This is a genomic window from Pseudanabaena minima str. Chao 2107 (assembly GCF_051131155.1).
Taxonomy (GTDB): Bacteria; Cyanobacteriota; Cyanobacteriia; order Pseudanabaenales; family Pseudanabaenaceae; genus Pseudanabaena; species Pseudanabaena minima.
In genome coordinates, this window is the sequence record NZ_CP159508.1 from 174,446 (window position 1) to 195,055 (window position 20,610).

General features: G+C 41.8%; 12 protein-coding genes and 1 other RNA gene. 11 read left to right on the forward strand and 2 right to left on the reverse strand.

All coding sequences use genetic code 11. The features are described from left to right. The first annotated feature begins 132 nt into the window (after positions 1 to 132). The 3 genes from nusA (at position 133) to galE (ending at position 2,787) form a co-directional block, all read left to right on the forward strand. Positions 133 to 1,371: a transcription termination factor NusA gene (gene nusA / locus ABM313_RS00735; RefSeq protein WP_434685798.1), complete on the forward strand. Its 1,239-nt coding sequence runs from the start codon at positions 133 to 135 to the stop codon at positions 1,369 to 1,371. A gap of 74 nt (positions 1,372 to 1,445) precedes the next feature. Next, entirely contained in the window at positions 1,446 to 1,736 is a 291-nt protein-coding gene (locus ABM313_RS00740; protein ID WP_434685799.1) for a YlxR family protein, read from the forward strand. Between the two features lie 61 nt (positions 1,737 to 1,797). Further along, complete coding sequence (gene galE / locus ABM313_RS00745; protein ID WP_434685800.1) at positions 1,798 to 2,787, forward strand: UDP-glucose 4-epimerase GalE; 990 nt, start codon at positions 1,798 to 1,800, stop codon at positions 2,785 to 2,787. Positions 2,788 to 2,911: 124 nt separating this feature from the next. Here the strand turns inward: galE and ABM313_RS00750 are convergent, their stop codons facing one another. Together ABM313_RS00750 and ABM313_RS00755 are read right to left on the reverse strand one after the other, a co-directional pair. Beyond that, positions 2,912 to 3,196, reverse strand: coding sequence for a 4a-hydroxytetrahydrobiopterin dehydratase (locus ABM313_RS00750; RefSeq protein WP_434685801.1), 285 nt, complete (start codon positions 3,194 to 3,196; stop codon positions 2,912 to 2,914). 81 nt (positions 3,197 to 3,277) lie between these two features. Then, positions 3,278 to 4,063 (reverse strand): SpoIID/LytB domain-containing protein, encoded by a 786-nt coding sequence (locus ABM313_RS00755; RefSeq protein ID WP_434685802.1) that lies wholly within the window; start codon positions 4,061 to 4,063, stop codon positions 3,278 to 3,280. Between the two features lie 297 nt (positions 4,064 to 4,360). Between ABM313_RS00755 and rnpB the strand changes: the two genes are divergently transcribed. The 8 genes from rnpB to ABM313_RS00795 all read left to right on the forward strand — a co-directional run bounded on the left by rnpB (position 4,361) and on the right by ABM313_RS00795 (position 20,485). Then, an RNA gene (gene rnpB, locus ABM313_RS00760) (RNase P RNA component class A) lies at positions 4,361 to 4,831 on the forward strand. Between the two features lie 302 nt (positions 4,832 to 5,133). Next, positions 5,134 to 7,539: an HD family phosphohydrolase gene (locus tag ABM313_RS00765; protein WP_434685803.1), complete on the forward strand. Its 2,406-nt coding sequence runs from the start codon at positions 5,134 to 5,136 to the stop codon at positions 7,537 to 7,539. Positions 7,540 to 8,081: 542 nt separating this feature from the next. Then, complete coding sequence (locus ABM313_RS00770; protein ID WP_434685804.1) at positions 8,082 to 8,363, forward strand: hypothetical protein; 282 nt, start codon at positions 8,082 to 8,084, stop codon at positions 8,361 to 8,363. A gap of 179 nt (positions 8,364 to 8,542) precedes the next feature. Next, entirely contained in the window at positions 8,543 to 10,066 is a 1,524-nt protein-coding gene (locus tag ABM313_RS00775) for a YifB family Mg chelatase-like AAA ATPase (protein WP_434685805.1), read from the forward strand. Positions 10,067 to 10,585: 519 nt separating this feature from the next. Next, positions 10,586 to 10,954, forward strand: a complete 369-nt coding sequence (locus ABM313_RS00780) for a response regulator transcription factor (RefSeq protein ID WP_434685806.1) — start codon at positions 10,586 to 10,588, stop codon at positions 10,952 to 10,954. Positions 10,955 to 11,128: 174 nt separating this feature from the next. Next, positions 11,129 to 11,656 carry a chemotaxis protein CheW gene (locus ABM313_RS00785; protein WP_434685807.1) on the forward strand — a complete coding sequence of 176 codons (528 nt, stop codon included), beginning with the start codon at positions 11,129 to 11,131 and terminating at the stop codon, positions 11,654 to 11,656. A gap of 65 nt (positions 11,657 to 11,721) precedes the next feature. After that, the gene (locus tag ABM313_RS00790) at positions 11,722 to 14,070 is read left to right on the forward strand and encodes a methyl-accepting chemotaxis protein (RefSeq protein ID WP_434685809.1); all 2,349 of its coding nucleotides are present in this window, start codon (positions 11,722 to 11,724) and stop codon (positions 14,068 to 14,070) included. Positions 14,071 to 14,125: 55 nt separating this feature from the next. Next, on the forward strand, positions 14,126 to 20,485 hold the full coding sequence (locus ABM313_RS00795) for a response regulator (RefSeq protein WP_434685810.1): 6,360 nt from the start codon (positions 14,126 to 14,128) through the stop codon (positions 20,483 to 20,485). Positions 20,486 to 20,610 lie beyond the last annotated feature (125 nt).

The following is a 20,610-nucleotide window of genomic DNA, read 5'->3' on the forward strand; positions in this document are numbered from 1 at the left end:
GCTAAGCGATCAAATTTCCCTTAAAGAGTGGGAAGACTTAAACTCTCTACCCTTTTTATGGGGATCTAAAGTAGTTCTTAAATAGTCCCTCAAGCATTGTAGTTATTGATTTTTATAGAAGCGAGAAAACTTATGTCTTTATTGAATTTACCTGGATTAGGGCAAATGGTGGAAGTGATTAGCAAAGAACGTAATCTCCCCAAACATGCTGTCCAAAATGCTTTGCGAGAAGCTTTACTCAAGGGATATGAGCGCTTTCGCAAAACCTATCGCTCCGATGGAATTAACTTTGAAGAAGAACATTTTAATAATTTTGATGTAGAACTAGATCTTGAAGGTGAAGGATTTCGGGTTCTCGCGACAAAAACAATTGTTGATGAAGTTGGTGATGCCGATCATGAAATTGGATTGTTTGAGGTGCGTGAAGTTGCTCCTGAAGCACAAGCTGGTGGAACTGTAGTTGTTGATGTGACTCCAGAGCAGGGCGACTTTGGACGTATGGCAGCAATCCAAACTAAACAAGTCCTAGCTCAAAAACTGAGAGATCAGCAGCGCAAGATTATTCAAGAAGAGTTTCAAGACATTGAAGGAACAGTCCTGCAAGGTCGAGTGTTACGTTTTGAAACAACCTCTGTAATCGTGGCAGTTAGCAGTGGATTTGGACAACCTGAAGTTGAAGCCGAACTTCCCAAACGTGAACAATTGGCAGGTGAAAGACCTTATCGCCCCAATATGACCCTGAAAGTATATCTAAAGAAGGTCTTTGAAGGTTCACGCCGTGGTCCTCAGTTGTTAGTCTCACGAGCTGATGCAGGTTTGGTAGTGTATTTGTTTGCCAATGAAGTACCTGAAATTGAGGAAGAAATCGTCCGTATTGTGGCTGTGGCAAGAGAGGCTAATCCGCCATCCCCTGCGGTTGGTCCTCGTACTAAAATTGCTGTAGATACACTTGAGCGCGATGTTGATCCTGTAGGTGCTTGTATTGGTGCGAGAGGAGCGAGAATTCAGGCGGTAGTTGCTGAGCTACGCGGTGAAAAGATAGATGTGATCCGTTGGTCACCCGATCCTTCGACCTATATTGCTAATTCCTTAAGCCCTGCAAGGATTCATGAAGTACGCCTAATTAATGCTAATGAAAGAATTGCCCATGTGATTGTGCCTGAGGATCAGCTTAGTTTGGCGATTGGAAAAGAAGGTCAAAATGTCCGTTTGGCAGCGAGACTAACAGGCTGGAAAATCGATATCAAAAATTTGGCAAAGTATGACTATGAAGATGAAGACCGTAAAGCTCAAGAAAGCATTGCCAGAACATCGACAATTCTTGAAGCTAATCATGATGATGAAAATGACTATGACAACGATGAAGATTAAGATCTCCAAAAATTGCAAGCAACTAAACTGCAAAATTTTTGTTTTAGTCCAAAGCGCTGTAGGGGTAAACTAGTTTGGCTCTAAAGCTACACCGTCGTTGTGTTAGTTGCCAATGTGTCGCTATGCGCGATACTTTTTGGAGGATAGTACGTGTGCCGATCGCTGATCAGCATTCCAACGAAGATAAGTCCAACCATGATCAAGCTCGATATCAAATTCAACTTGATCATGGCATGGGTCGATCCGCGTATGTTTGCCAAAAGCTGGAGTGTTTACAAATAGCTCAAAAGAAAAATCGTTTAGGGCGATCGCTCCGCACCCATATCCCGCCTGAAATGTTTGAAATTCTCAAATCACGTCTCTAATCCAAATTCAATTAGTAATAAGGGACGCGCAGTAAAATAAATAACCCTTCCCAGCAAAGTTATGAGCAAACAGACAATTTTGGTTACAGGTGGCGCAGGCTATATTGGCTCTCATGCAGTCAAAGCGTTGCAGCAAGTTGGTTATAAGGTAGTAATTTTAGACAATCTCGTCTATGGTCACCAAGATATCGCTGAAACCCTAGATGCGGAATTGATTATTGGGGACACAAATGATCGAGCCTTGCTTGATCGCCTATTTAGCGATCGTCAAATTAGTGCTGTTATGCATTTTGCAGCCTATGCCTATGTTGGGGAGTCGGTGACACAGCCTGACAAATACTATCGTAATAACGTTGTTGGCACTTTATCTTTGCTGGAAGCAATGATTGCCGCAAATATAAAAACCTTTGTGTTTTCTTCTACCTGTGCTAGTTACGGCGTGCCACAACAAATACCAATTACTGAAGATCATCCCCAATCGCCGATCAATCCCTATGGTGCGACTAAGCTAATGGTTGAGCGGATTTTGCAAGATTTTGATGTTGCCTATGGGCTAAAGTCGGTAATTTTTCGATATTTCAATGCGGCAGGATCTGATCCTGATGGGGCGATTGGTGAAGATCATGATCCTGAGACGCATTTGATACCGCTAGTTTTGCAGACAGCTATGGGTATCCGAGAAGCAATTACAGTTTATGGGTCTGATTATCCAACCGCAGACGGAACTTGTATCCGTGACTATATCCATGTAACTGATCTAGCTGAAGCACATGTATTAGGCTTGGAATATTTACTTAAGGGTAACAAGAGTGAAATTTTTAATCTTGGTAATGGTAATGGGTTTTCGGTCAAAGAGGTAATTGATGCTGCCAAGCAGATTACGGGTAAGCCGATTAATGTTGTGATGGGCGATCGCCGTGCAGGAGATCCACCAGCTTTAGTAGGTAGCAGTGAGAAAGCCAGAGCTATCTTGAATTGGCAACCAAAATATGCTGATTTAAACTTGATTTTGCAACATGCATGGCAATGGCATCAAAAACGACATGCTTAATAAAAAAGGGACGCGAAGCGTCCCTTTTTGCTAATTCCAAAGGCTAAATGCTATGGAATACAGGTTTGTTTCTCCCGCCTTCGGCGGGGAAACAAACCTTTGTACTTCGCTTGCTTTAAAAGTGCTATAGCAGCTTGTCAATTTTTTGAGCTAGCTCAAAGTCAAGGGCGCTGATACCATCAGCATCATGGGTAGTGAGGTCGATCTTGACTTTGTTATAGACATTAAAAAGTTCAGGATGATGCCCCATCTTGTCAGCAACGATCGCCACTTTACTGATAAAGCCAAAAGCTTCCACAAAATCCCGAAACTTAAAGTTTTTTTGCAACTTATGATCAACAACTGCCCAACCTGCTAATTGGGCGAGTGCCGAAGAAATTTCTACTTCAGATAATTTTTTAACAGCCATAACTCTCACAAAATATAGGATTAACCCTATATTTACACAAAACTAAAAAAAGAAGGCTGCACATTGTGCAGCCTTCTTTTTTTAGTTTTTAATGGGTTGATCGCGATACCACCAAGATAGGATTTGTACCCAATTCCAGCCATTTTGAGCCATTTGTTGGGTCATTTCTTGATCAAGGTGCTGACCATCGGAAACAGGCATATATCCGCCACCCCAGCTAATCCAGTTGCGAGGCAAACGGGCGCGATAATAACCTTTAAAACCAGGTCTGAGCATATAGCCTGCGGTTGAGGCAACCGCCTGATCGCTACGACTATGGATTAGGGCGATCGCTTGTCCCGTCTGAGGATCAAAGCGATAGAAGCCTTTATATACTTGATCGCGAGTATCACTCACAAGATCATAGGGGGCTTCACCCCATTTACGTTGACGTTGGGTATTGACAGCATAGCTACGAGCTGCCACTGCTTGCGCCATTAATGCATCCATATGCCAACTAGCAGGCATTTCGCTAGGTACAACGCTACGAAGATATTCTTCAAGGGATAACACGTTAACCGCGATCGCCTTGTTATTCCAAGCTCGCAATTCGATCTCGCCTGGATAAAGATTGCTGCCGACTTGTACCAATCCATTATTACTAGGGGTAATTCGATATGCAGAAGTAAGTGGCAAGGTGTACCACTTACCAGGATCGAGACGGCGGCTTGCCTGCCCTGAAGCTTGGAGAGTTGATGGTTGAGTCACAGCTACAGACATTTTGGAGCCATTTTCTTCTCTTACCAAAACCCTTAATAGATTAGCCGCAGCAGCCTGAGAAACTCCTGCAACTACTACCAGCATCAAGGACAAAATTAGCGTGTACATCCCTTTGGAGAAGTGTTTCATCATTTAGTTAGTCACTCACACCTGTAAGCAAAGAATGTAATAAATTTTTAGTAAGATTTGAGGCATTTTAGTTTAGCCTCGGATAACCAGATAGTTTAGCAAAACAATCTGATTTTGATAAACATTATTTCTGCATATTTATACCAGCTTTTGTCTGAATTTTACCGAGGTAATTTAATAAAAACAAAAAACGTTTCGGCAGGCTTTGCCCGCCGAAACGTTTTTTGTTTTTATATTTAATTGAGCCTAGCCACTTAGTACATAATGGTAACAAGGGAGAGTAAGCGTGCGGTTGCGAAATTTGTCTCAAAATTAACGAAAGGCTATGGCGAGTGCAAGTTTTGAGGAAAGTCCGGGCTTCCATGAAGATCAGGCTGCTGGATAACGCCCAGTGCGAGTGATCGTGAGGATAGTGCCACAGAAAAATACCGCCTATTGTAGAGATAGCGCGAAGCACTACCTCTACAATAGGTAAGGGTGCAAAGGTGTGTTAAGAGCGCACCAGCAGAGGCGTGAGGCTCTGGCTCGGTAAACCCCAGTTGGAAGCAAGGCGAGAGGATACAAGTGTTGCGATCTTCAATTGATCTTGTGTCCGTTGCTTAATGGGGTTGCATAGTGAAAACTAGGCGATCGCAGATAAGTGTGTGCCGCATGAGGTATTTGGTAACAAATATCCCAGATAGATAACCGCTAGGGTAGTTGCTAAAACTCCCGAAACAGAACCCGGCTTATGTCTTACTCTTCCTATTAAAATTTGGTAGTTGTGCAAAGTAATTTTTTTAGTATCTGTACTATGAGTGCTTTGTGACTTCAATATAAATACATTGCAGGATTTATAGCGTGAATTTGCATAAGTCCTAGGTTCTAGACTTAAAATGTTTTTCAGTTTTGTATCACTGCTTTTCAAAAGACAAAGGACAGATTTTAAGTTTTTTGATTGATATTCACCTTAGAGATCTGGTACATCTAGAATCTACATGAGATCTCTTAGATTGCAACCTGAAACTGCATTTGTTTTTACGAAACATTTTAACTAGAGTAATTAAACTATGGGAATTGCTCCCAACCATTCATCTTTGCTCCCAGAAACAACCCACAACATTTCTCGCAAGTGGTCTGGTAGAGCAGTTATAGGAATTACCTTTGTCTGCCTGATCTCAACACTCAGCGTTAGGTTTTATTCTGAGCCGCGCTTAGGAATAGGTACATTTGTTGATCAAGATCTAAGATCGCCTAGAACGATAGTAGCTACAGACATTGAGGCAACTAAACAGGCAAAAGAACTAGCTAAACAACAAGTAATACCTATCTATCGTAGTAATCCTGAGATTGATGCTAATGCTATCAAGCACCTAGAAGAACTTCTGCAAGTAGGTGATAACCTGAGGATATCGTCTGGTAGTTTACCTTACGTTGATCGCCAAATTTTGAGCGATGACGTGCAACGATATTTTAGACGAATACCAGATTTTGAGTGGTTGCAGTTACAAGATAGGGCTAATCGACTTGCTGCTAATGTCAATAATCAGACTGCTATATCAGGTTTTATCAATAGAGATAAAGAAGCCCCATCCGTAGCATTGGCTGAGCTAACTCTATACAAAATTAATGCTCTTCCCCAAGACTATCAAAAGCTGATCAATACTGTGACTGAGATTCGCAAAGCCTATGCGATGACTCAGGAGAAAGCAACCAAAGGACCTGCGATGTTTCGCGATCGTCTCTTGGAAATGACCAATGAAGAATGGGAAAACTGCAAGAAACTGACGCGGCAAGCATTGATCGATGTCCAGTCCACAGGGATTGTGGCTGGATTGCCCGATGACATGCTGCAAAAACGGTTAACGAATCTGAGCAATTTGCCAACCAATGAAGAGCATCGAGCTATGTCGATCGCTTTGCTCGGTGCCACAGTCAAGCCAAATATGACAATTGACTATGTAGGTACAACTGAAAGAGCAATTAAAGCATCTGAATCGGTTCAGACACAAAGGATTTCGCTGAAAGCTGGTGATTTAATTGTAAAAGGTGGCGAGAAAATTACTGAGCGGCAATTTGTTATTTTAGATGAACTCAAAATGACTCAAAGACAAGTCAATCTAAAGGGATTGGTCTTGATGGTCACAACTACAGCGCTCTGCTTTGCCATATTTGGCTATGCCAACCGACGATGGCAATATTTACTCAAAGTCAAATTACATATCAAAGATATTTTGGTGCTTGGCATTATCTGTACAGGTAGTGCTTTAGCGACCGTGGTGATGGCTCCGAACATGCTCGTATTTCTGCCATTAGCAAGTATGAGTTTAATCATTGGTAGTTTTTATAGTTCTCGCCTTGCAGTTCTTGTCACCTGTCTCACCTCAATCTTACTAGCGATCGCGATTAGCTCTGACTTACTAGCTCTTGTGCCGATCATCATTGGCTCAATTGTCGCTGCGGTGATTACTAATCGCCCTCTAACGCGATCTCATCTAGCTGCAACAGGACTATTGGTCGGCTTTTTACAAGCGGCTGTATATATTGCGATTGCCATTATTGCTGGCTCCACACCACCAGTGCTGATCGCCATCACAGCCCTTCAGTATTCCTCGGGCGGACTAATTGCCGCGATCGTTGCCCTTGGCGCGATTCCTTATTTAGAACATATTTCTTATGCATTAACCCCATTTCGTCTAGCGGAGCTAGCGAACCTGGATCGCCCTTTACTGCGCCGCCTAGTCACAGAAACCCCTGGAACTTTTCAGCACACTTTATTTGTGGCAAATCTTGCTGAAGCTGCCGCCCGTGAACTAGGAGCTGATACAGCCTTAGTACGCACTGGTACGCTTTATCACGATATTGGCAAAACTCTTCGCCCTGAATATTTCATCGAAAATCAAATGGGGCAGCCTAATCCTCACGATATTCTTAATGATCCTTGGGAAAGCGCTCAAATTGTCAAAGAACATGTTTCAGGTGGTATTAAACTAGCTCAAAAATATCATCTCCCTGAAATGCTGCAAGCATTTATTCCAGAGCATCAAGGCACGATTACGATTACCTATTTTTATTGCCAAGCCCAAAAGCGATCGCAGCATATTGTTGAGTCAGACTTTCGCTATGTTGGACCGATACCTCAATCGCGTGAAACAGGAATTGTGATGTTAGCGGATGCCTGTGAAGCCGCCCTGCGATCGCTTGGAACAGATACAACCCTTGAAGCCGCTAAGAGCTTACTCATGAGGATTTTTCAAGCTCGATGGGATGATGGTCAACTCAAAGATTGTTCATTGACTTGGGAAGATTTAGATCGAATAGCGCCTGTATTTATCAAGGTCTGGCAAGAGCGTAACCACGGTCGGATTAAATATCCAAATCTAGCCGACAAACTTGATCCATCAGGCTCAGCTTTACCTGATCATCTTTGCAAACCCAAAGATGCACTAACACCTAAAAAGATTGCTTTGAAATAAGGAGTCCTGACTTGCAGCTATTCCAAAAAGAGAGGGACGGAGCCAATCTCTGCCCCTCTCTTCTTGGATGGCAGTTCCCAGTCCACTTGACGACAGTTAATAGATGTTGCCATTTTTGTTAGGACATAAAACCCAAATAGTTTGAGGCTGCGCTTCACGCAGCCTCAAACTATTTGGGTTTTGATTTGTCCTGATACAGGTGGCTATAGCTATACAAAAACACAAAGTGGCGTAGCCACTTTATGTTTTTGTATAAGTATGTTTTGAGTATAAACACTTATATTAAATACAAATAAAAAATATCTATATATTTTCTTAACTATTACAATAGCCAATTTGTATTTTGATAATGCTCAAAAAGATTGTCATCAAAGCATTACAGGAATCAGTTAAGACATTGTTAAATTTATGCCTTGTTCGGGATCGCTGAACCTAACTCTAAGTAAAGGTTAGAGCCTGATTTATCCCCAATTCTCACCCTACATAATTATATTAATTAATAAAAATTTTTAGTAAATTTGGCAAAGTCAAATTTAAGATATATGAACTCTTCAGGTAACTCAGTTACAGCTTGTCGATTGTGTCAGCACTACAATCCTGAAGGAAGAAGGGGCGGGTTTTGTGAAAAGTTAGATGTTCCTGTCAGTCCCGCATGGAATGCTTGTAGTCTAGCAGCCCATCCTTTTGAGCCATCTTGGCAACCTACAGATGATTTCAATTCCTTATTAAATGAGTCCTTTCATGACTCAATTCCCTTAGTGCATGAGCACACTATAGAGCTACAAGAGGTTAATGGGCGATCCCTTAGCTTCTCAGAATATTAAAAATATTAAATTGTTAACTAGATCTCAATACTTGGATTTTAATAAAGCCACTGATTGATGAATTTAAGATAAATCTAAGAGATTGTAGAGATCGTAACAATATACAAGTCATAGTAAATTTACATATGATAATCTTGATTAATTGAGATTTTGTTAAGTCTTACTGCGATAGGTAACAAGTGCTAGCAAGGGTTTGGAGTGCAGCAATTTTAGGCATCGATGCCATCCAAGTGGGGGTGGAAGTCGATGTATCGGGAGGATTACCAGGGATTACCTTAGTGGGATTACCCGATACCGCAGTGCAAGAAAGCCGAGAAAGGGTTAAAGCTGCGATCAAAAATGCGGGCTACGCTTTTCCTATGCGGAAGATTGTCATCAATCTTACTCCTGCCGATCTACGTAAAGAAGGACCTATTTTTGACTTACCAATTAGCATTGGCATTTTAGCTGCCTCTGAACAGGTCGATCCACAGCTATTGGGCGATCATTTATTCTTGGGCGAAGTTTCCCTTGATGGATCATTGAGACCTGTTTCAGGTGTGTTGCCAATTGCGGCTGCCGCTCAACGTCTAGGTATGGTTGGGATTATTGTTCCCAAGGAAAACGCTCAAGAAGCAGCTCTAGTTAAAGGTTTAGCAGTATATGGCTTACAAAGTATCACCGAGGTAGGTGATTTTCTAGCACACCCCGACAAATATCCGCCAATAGTTGCTAATCCTGAGTTGAAATGGCATGAAAGCGAGTTTAAGCTAGATCTTAAAGATGTTAAAGGGCAGCAACATGCTCGTCGCGCTTTAGAAATTGCTGCCGCAGGTGGGCATAATCTAATTTTTGTGGGTCCCCCTGGATCGGGAAAAACCCTATTAGCAAGGAGGCTACCAAGCATTTTGCCCAATATGAATTTTGATGAAGCCCTAGAAGTAACTAGAATTCATTCTGTGGCTGGTCTATTAAAAGGTAAAGGTTTAGTAAGCGATCGCCCCTTTCGCAGTCCCCATCATTCTGCCTCTGGTCCCTCGCTAGTTGGTGGTGGGAGCTTTCCCCGACCTGGAGAGATTACGCTTGCCACAAACGGGATCTTGTTTCTGGACGAATTAACAGAGTTTAAGCGGGACGTATTAGAATTTTTGCGCCAACCCCTAGAAGATGGCTTTGTGAGTATTTCCCGTACTCGTCAATCGGTTACATTTCCAGCCCAATTTACCCTTGTTGCTAGTACAAATCCCTGCCAGTGTGGATATTATGGTGATTCGGTACAGCCTTGTACTTGCACACCCCGTCAGCGTGAGCAGTATTGGGCAAAACTTTCAGGACCATTGATGGATCGCATTGACTTGCAAGTAACTGTGGCAAGGTTGAAACCTGAAGAAATGACGCGATCGCCAGAGGGGGAAACCTCCAGTGCTGTGAAAGATAGAGTCCAAGCTTCCCGCAAAATTCAACAAACCCGCTTTCAAAAAGAGGCTAAAGTAAATTGCAATGCTCAGATGCAGTCTAGACATTTGCGGCAATGGTGCCAACTAGACAACCCTTCCCGTGACTTGTTAGAGTCAGCAATTAAGCGTTTAGGTTTATCTGCTCGCGCAACTGATCGCATTCTCAAAGTATCCCGCACAATTGCCGATCTCGCCAATGCTGAAAATATTCAAGTAGTCCATGTAGCTGAGGCAGTTCAATATCGCACCCTTGATCGTGTTACTTAACTTAAAAGCACCGTTGTTATAACGTCATTTCGCCGCAAGTGGCTATATTAAACTCCCGTCGGGCAAACCCTAAGGATCAAGTTGTGCCGCAACTTGATCCTTAGGGTTGATTTGTCTTAATACAAATGGTGACAGCTATTATATGGGCTATACCAAAACACAAAATGGCTACGCTATTGCGTGTTTTGGTATAGCCCTGTATGAGTTTTAGATTTAATGCACAAAATTTCGTCACACTTTTGTGAATTGGTATTACATACAGGGCAACTTACCCAGAAATTTAAAAATTATTTTGGCTTTAATAGGAGAGCAAAGCCCTATACATGCTATTTTGTGTCTTGACTTTCGGCTCTACTATTACATCTCTATATCGGAGAAGACTAAAATATGAACAGTTTAATAAATAATTAAGCGCTAACTTAAAATTTAAGATGGGCAAAGCAAAATGCCAATCATATTAACCCTAATATATTTGTTTGGTGAGTTGCTAGTGGAAGAATCCTATCGGGGCATTCATGTATGAGTACAGTTCTGGTGGTTGAAGACAGCGTGACACAAAGAGAAATGATTGAGGACTTACTCAAAGGTAGTGGCTTAACAGTTAAGACCGCAGGTGATGGTGTGGAAGCACTAGAGCAAATGCAAGGCAGTTGCCCAGACATCGTAGTTATGGACATTGTCATGCCCCGCATGAATGGCTACGAGCTATGTCGTCGTATTAAAACTGATCCTAAAACTGAGCGCGTTCCCGTCGTAATGTGTTCATCTAAAGGTGAAGAATTTGATCGCTACTGGGGAATGAAGCAAGGTGCTGATGCCTATATAGCTAAGCCATTTCAGCCTCAAGAACTAGTAGGCACTGTAAAGCAGTTACTTAGAAAAGCTTAAGAATTTCACGAAGAATGCTAAAAGTGTAGACAATTCTTGATTATTTAATGGCTGTTAGTTAACATCAATACTTTAATATTTGCTCAATGTTCTCAATGTTTATTTTTCAGTTTAGTTTTTAAAACTTGAAGACACTTAAAATTTGCTATTTTGCAAGGTAGAGATCCTCAAATTATGGTAGGAAACCAAGAATTCTTCCCTGGCATCGGACAAGATCAGGCTACAGACTTTGATCAAGGCATCGAAGCTCCAGAAGGCGAGCTGCACTTAAGATTTTTTGTGGCTTCTGGAATTGAGTTTGCTTTACCTGCAATTGGAGTCAGTCAAGTTTTGGAATATGCTCCAGATCGGATCAACCCCATGCCCAATGTTTCCCCACTGCTGCTAGGTACAGTGAATATTCGGGGTAGAGTAGTTTGGGTAGGAGATCTCGGTCAATTTTTGGGAGAGGCTCCCCCAGTTAATACTGATCGCGCAGAAATTTCAATTATTGCGATCGAAGATCAGGGCATGATGTTAGGTTTAGCGGTAGAACAAATTGGCGTAATGGCTTGGCTTGATTCTTCACAACTCAATGTCTCTAGAAATAGCTCTGACAGTATGGCTCCGTTTATCAAAGGTGAGTGGATAATGGAAGATAGCGAGCCCCTCAAGCTGCTAGATCAAGTCAATATTTTACGATCAGCACGGTGGGCATCCTAGATAAAGTAATTTCAAGATGATTTCGCGCAAATGGCAGAGACTTTAGGGATTTTAGGAGAAAGCAAATGGCATCAAGTACACAATATCAAAAAGAATACGAAAAGGCTTCCTTAGCCTATATGCAAGGAGACTACAGCCAAGCTGGTAAATTGACACAGGAACTGGTTAAAGTCTGCCCTAGCGATCCCATGTATCGTCTACTTCATGCCCATATCAATCTTGCCCTAGAGCGTTATCAAGATTCAATTGGTGAATATGAAACTGTTTTACATTTGACCGACGACAACTCAATTTTGGAATATGCCCATAGTGGTATTGCAGCCGCCAAAGAAAGACTAGATATAAATGATGATAGCTATGGTTTAGGGGGTATTGGCGGCGCACCTAGCGAATTTGGTAATCAGCAATACGCTTACGAAGATAATACCTATAACCAATCGACCTATATGCAGGGATCTTGGTCTACCGATGATAGTGGTGGCCAAAGCACTGGCTCAAATCGTACTGATGATTTTGATTTTGAAGATTTTAGTTCTGATACTTCAATGAATGGTTCCAGTCAGTACAGTTATGGTGCGGAAACTCAGCTTACAGGAGAGTCAAGTTTTAATTCTAGTTATAAATCTAGCAATTCTTCAGGGAATATGACTGCGGATACCGATGTTGTCTTTATGGATGAATTTGATGATTTTGATGACATTAGTGAATCATCTTTTTCAAGTTCATTTGGTGATTCTGAAGCGACACAGATGGCTTCAGACCGATCTATGAATGATTTTGGGAATCAAGACTTTACAACTTCGGGCCGGTCAAATACAACATCATTAGCTAATCAAGATATCTCGGCTGCAAGATTTAACCAAACAGAAAATGAGGCTGAGCTATTTGGGCTAGGAGCAATTAATACACCAGTGGGTGCAAAGAGAGCAGGTGCTGATATTGTCACCGAATCATCTGAACAAGGTGGTTTATTTTCTCCTTTTGATAATATGCCGCTTAAGACTAAGAGTGTGATCACGGCGATCGCCGCAGGGGTTGTTGCCATGGTTGCCGCAGGGATAGTTACAAACTTCGCCACAGGTTCAATCTCTGATAAAAGCTCACGGGAGCAAGTGCGGAATACAGGTTGGATGATGGGTGGTGCAGCCGCATTGGCAAGTGGGGCGATCGCTTGGGGACTAGGCAAACGCTCTTCGAGACTGATTGATCAGTCAACTGCTAACTTACAAGCTCAGTTTGAGGCAGTTATTCGTGGTGATATGAGTCCCCGCGCCACTGTTTATAGTGAAGATGAGTTTGGTAGACTTGCCACAAGCTTTAACCAGATGATTCAGTCGATTGTCTCTAATACCACGGAAGCCCAGCGCAAAGCTGCTGAACAAGAACAAGCTAAAGAAGATTTACAACGTCAGGTAATCCGCTTACTTGATGACGTAGAAGGCGCAGCGCGAGGTGACTTGACTGTACAGGCTGAGGTGACTGCCGACGTACTTGGCGCGGTTGCTGACTCCTTTAACCTCACGATTCAAAACCTGCGCGAAATTGTTAACCAAGTAAAAATTGCGGCGCGTCAGGTAAACGAAAGCTCTCGCGAAAATGAAGCATTCGCCCGAAGTTTGTCTTCAGACGCATTACGTCAAGCTGAAGAGTTAAGCGTTACCCTAAACTCAGTACAAATGATGACCGAATCGATTCAGCGTGTAGCTGAAAGCGCGCGTGAGGCGGATCAAGTTGCAAAACTTGCTTCTGAAACAGCGATCAAGGGCGGTGATGCCGTAGAACGCACCGTAGCAGGTATTTTGGACATTCGCGAAACGGTTGCGGAAACTACTCGCAAGGTAAAACGCTTGGGCGAATCCTCACAGGAAATTTCTAAGATTGTAGGTTTAATTTCGCAGATTGCTTCGCGGACGAACTTACTCGCACTTAACGCTAGTATTGAAGCAGCAAGAGCGGGTGATGCAGGTCGTGGTTTTGCGATCGTTGCGGACGAAGTTCGACAACTTGCCGACCGCGCTGCGAAAGCATCTAAAGAAATCGAACAAATCGTATTGCAAATTCAGAGTGAAACTAGTAACGTGCAACAAGCGATGGAAGTCGGTACACAACAGGTTATTGATGGGACAAAACGTGCTGAACAGGCGCGTCAATCACTCACAGACATCATCCAAGTTTCCCATCGCATTGAAACTTTGGTACTATCCATTACTGAAGATACAGTTAAACAAACCGAGACTTCAAGGACAGTATCGCAAGTTATGCAATCAGTTGAGTTGACCGCTCAAGAAACTTCGCAAGAGTCTCAAAGGGTGTCAGCTTCACTACAAAATCTCGTAGGTGTTGCCCGCAGCCTACAAGATTCTGTGGAACGATTCCGCGTTGATTCGGGTGATAAAACAACGGGAGTTCGTTAGGATTATTACCTTCTAGCTATGCTACTCACACCCTAATCATTGAGAGGATTCTGTCATGAACTCGGAACAACAACAGCAGCGAATCATGGGCTACTTCATCGAAGAAGCTCGCGAACATCTTCAGACCATTGAGCAAGGCGTATTAAACTTGCAAGATGTTTTAAATGATTCCGAATCTATTAATGAGCTTTTTCGTGCTGCTCACTCGATTAAGGGCGGCGCTGCCATGTTGGGAGTCGGGAGTATTCAGCATGTTGCTCACCGATTAGAAGACTTTTTCAAAATCCTCAAAGAAAATTCGCAAATAACTGTTGATGAGCGCTTAAAAAGTTTGTTGTTAGCTGGATTTGATCCCTTGTCAGAACTTCTAGATGAGTTGCAAGGTGGTTACAAAATATCTGACGAGTTAACTATTGAAACCAATAATCGCGTTAAGCCTGTATTTGCAGAGTTGGAATCCTATCTAAATCAGTTAGTGTCAGATACTGATGGGAAAATTTCCGTTGAAACATATAGTCACGAACCAGAAATTATTTCTCAGCCACAGCCAGTAGTTGTTTCTCAGCAGTCGGTATTTCAGAAAGAAATCACGACTAAAATGCGAGATATGCTGCAATTGTTTCGAGCGACAGATAATGCAGAAAGCCGATCGCAGTTACAAGCAGTTTGCAATTACTTCCAAGAGATTGGCAACAAATTTGATTTGCGAAATTGGACTAATTTAGTTACTCAAATTAAAAATGCGATCGCTCAGCCTAATAACTCATATCGTACCCTTGCTCCGATCTTGATTCGAGAGCTAAAAGAAGCCCAAGATCTAGTTCTCTCAAATCGGGAATCAGAAATTGGCGTGTCATTACAACTCCAAAATCTATTGCCTTATCGATTTTCGGAGCCAGAGGATGATGAAGTTAGTACAATTTTTACTACTGCATCTGGGGATATGGGCGAAGACTCGATGGTAGATGATTTTGAGGTTGATGCTGATATATCCACTACTAAGGATCTAGATATAGGTACGAATCCAGATGTAGATATCGATCTATTTGCTGATCAGGTCAATGAAGAATCATTTGATTTGACAGAAGATATCCAAGACAACCAAATGGATTGGATGGATGGCGAATATGAAATCACCGAAAATCAGCATATTGACGGGCCGAAAGTTGGAGCTTCAGAATTAAAATCTCTAGCAATTTTGTTTGAGAATGATGATATTGATTTTGATGCTGCTTGGGAAGATATCGAATCCAATGAAACGAATATAGCAAACCATGGAGTCACTACAACTTCAGACAGTCAAGATGAATTTGCTGATTTGCTTGACGATAATTCTGACAATAATGACTCAACAGTTCCTAATCTAAATAGTGAGCAATCTAGAATTGATCAGCTCTTTGGAGATTTTTCCACCCAAGATTCTGTGGCTGAAGATACCAGTAACTCTCTATTCCCTGATGATCTTGATGATTCATGGCAACAAGCGAGTGATATTGTTTCAGGAATTAGTTCTGAGTTTACTTTAGATAGTGATAGTGAGCAGTCAAGCCTAGATACTTTATTCCCAGATGATTTTGCTCCTGAGGAGTCCTTAGAAGACCAATTGGATGTGGATTTAGGTGATGCTGATTTAGGTATGGATATTGTCGAACAAATCAGTGATTCTCAAATTGATGATGCGATCGCAATCAATGATCAGTTTAATGATTTTAATGATAGTGATCTAGATTTCAACGGTGATGTCAACAATGACAATATTAATGACAACATTGATGTTAGTGAATTCAATATTGATGATATTGATTTTTCTCAATTACCAGATCAGACAGCATCTACTGAACAGTTTATAGATAGTGGACTTGCTGATACGGACGAGTCTCAGCCCCTGTCTAGTGAGGAGTATTTTGCGGCACTCGCAATGAATGAAAATGCGGCTAGTGATGATAACGATGATCCTAGCGATGAGCCATTTGCCTTGACTTTTTCGGAAGAGGGCATGAATTTGCTTGATGAGCCCTTTGCGATCGATGAAAATCTTGATGAAATGCTTTTGGAATCAACTCCAAACATAGTTAATGATGAAGAGTCTAATTCTGATATTGATAAATTCTTTGAAGATTCTGAAACTATCGAATCTAGTGATCATGTAGAGACGATATCAGAAAACAACAACTTTGATGGAATTGATACGACTGGATTGAATTTATTTGATGAACTAGGGTTTGATAATGATGAATTTGATGAACCTGTTGCTCCTTTAGGGAAAGGAGAGTCGGCAAGCACATCCGATATTACAGTCGATGAAAATCCTGATGACTTCTTAATAGCTGCAACTGACAGTTCAGATATTATCGATAATCTTGACTTTATTAATGAAAGTGGTGAGTTTATAGAAGAGCAAATTTCTACTATCAATAATGCTGAATTAGATGATAGCTTCGATGCTGTAGTAGAAGATGTCTCTACATCAAATTTTGTTGATTTCACTGAAGAAAATGAAATTGATGAAGCAATTCATGATGCTAGTGATCTCAATAACTTCTTTGCAGAATCTGAGGAGGGAGAAAACATTTCTGAAGCGATCGCTGAATTGACCAACACTGACGACTTGGGTGATTTCTTCGCAGAAGTTGACGAACCTGTAGTTGCTACAGATATCTATGATGTTGTCAATGATATTGATGAATTTACTAACACTGATGATTTGGGTGATTTCTTTAACTCTGAGGAATCCGAAGAACCTGAACTAATTGGTGGCATAGATAGCGATTTAGCTAGTGAGTCAGTCAGTTTTGCTGAGCAAGGTAATCAATTAGATGATTTCTTTGCTGATGGATATTCTGAAGACCCTGAAGCTATCACTAACGATATCAATAATAGTTTTGATAGTTTTGATCAAGGTGTTGTTGATAGTTTTGATCAAGAATTAGATAGTACTGATGACGATCTGGGCGATTTCTTTAATCCTACCGAAGAGCTTGAAGTTTCTGGTGATGTGAATAATGAGTTAGATGTTTTCGCTGAATCAGTTGATTACTCTGCTGAATTAACTAGCACCGATGATTTAGGTGGTTTCTTCGCAGATTCGGAAGAACCTGAAATTCGCACTAGCGATATTCCTGAAAGTGATGAAATTGCTGCTGAATTAACCAGCACTGATGATCTCGGTGATTTCTTTGCAGACTCAGAAGAGTTTCCTGATAGCGATACAATTGCTGCTGAATTAACTAGCACCGATGATTTAGGTGATTTCTTCGCAGATTCTGAAGAGCCTGAAATTCGCACTAGCGATATTCCTGAAAGTGATGAAATTGCTGCTGAATTAACCAGCACTGATGATCTCGGTGATTTCTTTGCAGACTCAGAAGAACCTGAAATTCTATCTACTGAAGACATCAATGATGAATTTGGCAATGCTCTCACTGATAGCAATGAGTTTGATGATATTGCTATAGTTGATACAGTCGATAGATACGAAGAGCAGACAGAAGACTTTATTGATTTTGATGTTACTCAAGATGCTAATTCTGAATTCTTGTCAACATTAGACATAAATGAGAGTATTGCTGAAGTATATTCTGATGACTCTGAAAGGGAACTATTCGAGCAAATCGATTCTTCTGATGACTCTGATATGGCAAATTTATTTGCTAATGCTGGTGAAGAAGATTTAACTGTTCTAGAAAATGATTTTAACTTTGATCAGAATAGATCGCTAACTCAAAGTGATGATATCAATGATTTTGGAAGTACATCAGACCAAGACTTTGAATACGAATCTCTAGAATCAGTGTCAACAGAATTGGCAGACAATCAAGAAGATCTTATTATTGAAGATAATGACACTCCAGTACAAACAACTATTGATAGTTTGGTGGATTTCTTCCAAGGTGATGACGATTCTGAAGTAAGTTTGTTACAGATGCCAGAAGAAGTTGTAAGTGAAAACCTAGCCATTGATGAACCCCTTAGTTTTGGTGAATTCAATGAATTTGAAACCTTAAACGAAGAGCATTCCGAAGTATTGAATTATGCGCTTACTCAAGAGCCAGAAACGGACAATCTATCACCTGAGCATCAATTGCAAACTGAAGAACTGAACGGGATTGATGATAACTTCGACTTCGATGATTTGGAAGCGATGATTGGTAGTTCTGTGAATATACCAAATGATATTAATGATGGAAATGGCACAACCTTCAACAATCAAATTACAGAAACTGTTATTAATGCTCAGTCTTCAGTGAATTCTGATGATATGGATTTTGATGAATTAGAAGCTCTTTTGGGGGACTCTGGTCGCTTTGATGACTCTGGCACAACAAATAGTTTAGGGACTACTCCTACCAGCGCACCAGCAAGTTCCACTGATGACTTTGACGAGTTGGAGAATATGCTCCAGAGTGCTTTTGCCAAAGATGTCGGACCAATCAAAACTAAAGCTCCTGCACGTCAACCCGCAGTTGCTCGTAAGCAAAGATTAACTGACTCGACGATGCGTGTTGATGTTAAGTACCTAGACAGTCTTAATAACCTTGTTGGGGAATTGGTTGTAAACCGCAACCTTTTGGAACAGGATCAGGAAAGGCTACAGCAGTTTATTACAAACCTATTGCATCAAGTCCAACTGCTAAGTGATGTATCTCAAAGAATGCGTGATCAGTATGATCGCTCTTTGCTCGAAGCATCTTTAACCGCTGGGCGTGGGCGTTCGTTCAGTAGTAGTTTTGAGACATCCTCATATTCAGGTGATGGAGCTAGCTCTCATAGTTCTGTTAGCAATGACTTTGAGGGCATTGAGTTCGATCGCTACAATACTTTCCACGTTTTATCCCAAGAAATCATTGAGTTGATTGTCCGAGTCCGTGAGTCGGCTTCTGACATTGAGTTCGTGGTTGGTGAGACAGATCAGGTAACTCGCCAGTTAGGCACGATTACCACTCAAGTTCAAGACGATTTGAAACAATCGCGCATGGTTCCCTTCGCGCAAATTGCCGATCGCTTGCCTAGAGGTATTCGCGATCGCGCTCTCAAAACTGGCAAACAGGCGGAGCTAGAAATTTTTGGGCGTGAGACTCTAATCGACAAAGCGATTCTGGAATCTTTGACCGATCCACTAACGCACCTTGTGAATAATGCGATCGATCATGGTTTAGAAGAACCTGCTACTCGTCAAGCGGCTGGTAAATCAGCAACTGGTAGACTGACCGTAAGAGCCTACCACCAAGGTAACCAAACTGTAATTTCCATCAGTGATGATGGTGCGGGCATTAGTACCGAAAAAGTGAAGAAAAGCGCTGTTGCGAAGGGAGTGCGATCGCAAGCTGAAGTTGATCGCCTCAATGACACTGAAGTTTATTCTTTGCTATTTGAGCCTGGATTTAGTACTGCGGCTCAAGCCGATGAATTTAAAGGACGCGGGGTTGGTTTAGATGTGGTCAAAACCTGTCTAGATGATATTCGTGGCGTAATTATTGTGGAATCAGTGGTTGGTAAGGGTACTACCTTTACAATTCGCCTACCGCTTACCCTGAGTATTTCTAAGGCGATGTTCTGCATTAGCGATCGCGCTCGGATTGCGTTCCCCGTTGATGGCTTTGAGGATATGGTGGAAGTCCCACAGAGTCAGATTGTACTTAACGAAAAAGGTCAACCCTGCTTACCTTGGCGCGATACGATTTTGCCATTCCAACATCTTTCCAATTTGCTCTCCTATAGCCGTCACCTCAGTCGCAGCAGCATCTATGGTAAGCAAGAAAATGATGAACTTTGCATTATTATTCTTCGCAATGACACTAGTTATCTTGCCCTACAGGTTGATCAATTCCTTGGTGAATACGAAATCGTAATCAAGCAACTTGAGGGACCCATTCCGCAACCTGCAGGAATTGCAGGGGCAACCGTTTTAGGGGATGGTCGAGTTATGGCGATCGCTAATGTGTTGGAATTATTTGACATTGCTAGTGGCAGGTTACGTCCTTCAACTTCGGGTGTCACGATCCAGCCAACTGTCGAAGAAGATGTGGCTGTCGATCCGACTGTACTGATTGTTGATGATTCGATTACGGTACGAGAGCTACTATCGTTGACCTTCGCAAAAGTTGGCTATCGTGTGGAACAAGCCAAGGATGGTCAGGATGCATGGGAAAAACTCCGCGCTGGTCTTCCTTGCGACATGATCTTCTGCGATATTGAAATGCCTCGCATGGATGGATTAGATCTACTGTCGAGATTACAAAAGGATTCTCGACTGAAAGAGATTCCTGTGGCTATGTTAACTTCACGAGGAGCCGATCGCCATCGTCAGTCAGCTATTCAGCTTGGGGCAAAGGGTTACTTCACTAAGCCCTACCTCGAAGAAGAATTACTGAGTGCCTCGAAGCGTCTACTAGCTGGAGAAACTCTACCTATCTAAGCCAATAGGCGAGCGCCTATAATACAAATCAAGAAATTGCTCCGCAATTTCTTGATTTGAAAACCCTTGCTGGGTTTGGGTTTCAATCAACGAAAGTGTTGTCACACTTTCGTTGATTGGTATAA

Bases quoted from the DNA above. Each gene is read 5' to 3' on its own strand.
- ABM313_RS00765 (WP_434685803.1), top strand. From the start codon at position 5,134: ATGGGAATTGCTCCCAACCATTCATCTTTGCTCCCAGAAACAACCCAC.
- galE (WP_434685800.1), top strand. From the start codon at position 1,798: ATGAGCAAACAGACAATTTTGGTTACAGGTGGCGCAGGCTATATTGGC.
- nusA (WP_434685798.1), top strand. From the start codon at position 133: ATGTCTTTATTGAATTTACCTGGATTAGGGCAAATGGTGGAAGTGATT.
- ABM313_RS00755 (WP_434685802.1), bottom strand. From the start codon at position 4,063: ATGTACACGCTAATTTTGTCCTTGATGCTGGTAGTAGTTGCAGGAGTT.
- ABM313_RS00795 (WP_434685810.1), top strand. From the start codon at position 14,126: ATGAACTCGGAACAACAACAGCAGCGAATCATGGGCTACTTCATCGAA.
- ABM313_RS00750 (WP_434685801.1), bottom strand. From the start codon at position 3,196: ATGGCTGTTAAAAAATTATCTGAAGTAGAAATTTCTTCGGCACTCGCC.
- ABM313_RS00790 (WP_434685809.1), top strand. From the start codon at position 11,722: ATGGCATCAAGTACACAATATCAAAAAGAATACGAAAAGGCTTCCTTA.
- ABM313_RS00770 (WP_434685804.1), top strand. From the start codon at position 8,082: ATGAACTCTTCAGGTAACTCAGTTACAGCTTGTCGATTGTGTCAGCAC.
- ABM313_RS00780 (WP_434685806.1), top strand. From the start codon at position 10,586: ATGAGTACAGTTCTGGTGGTTGAAGACAGCGTGACACAAAGAGAAATG.
- ABM313_RS00785 (WP_434685807.1), top strand. From the start codon at position 11,129: ATGGTAGGAAACCAAGAATTCTTCCCTGGCATCGGACAAGATCAGGCT.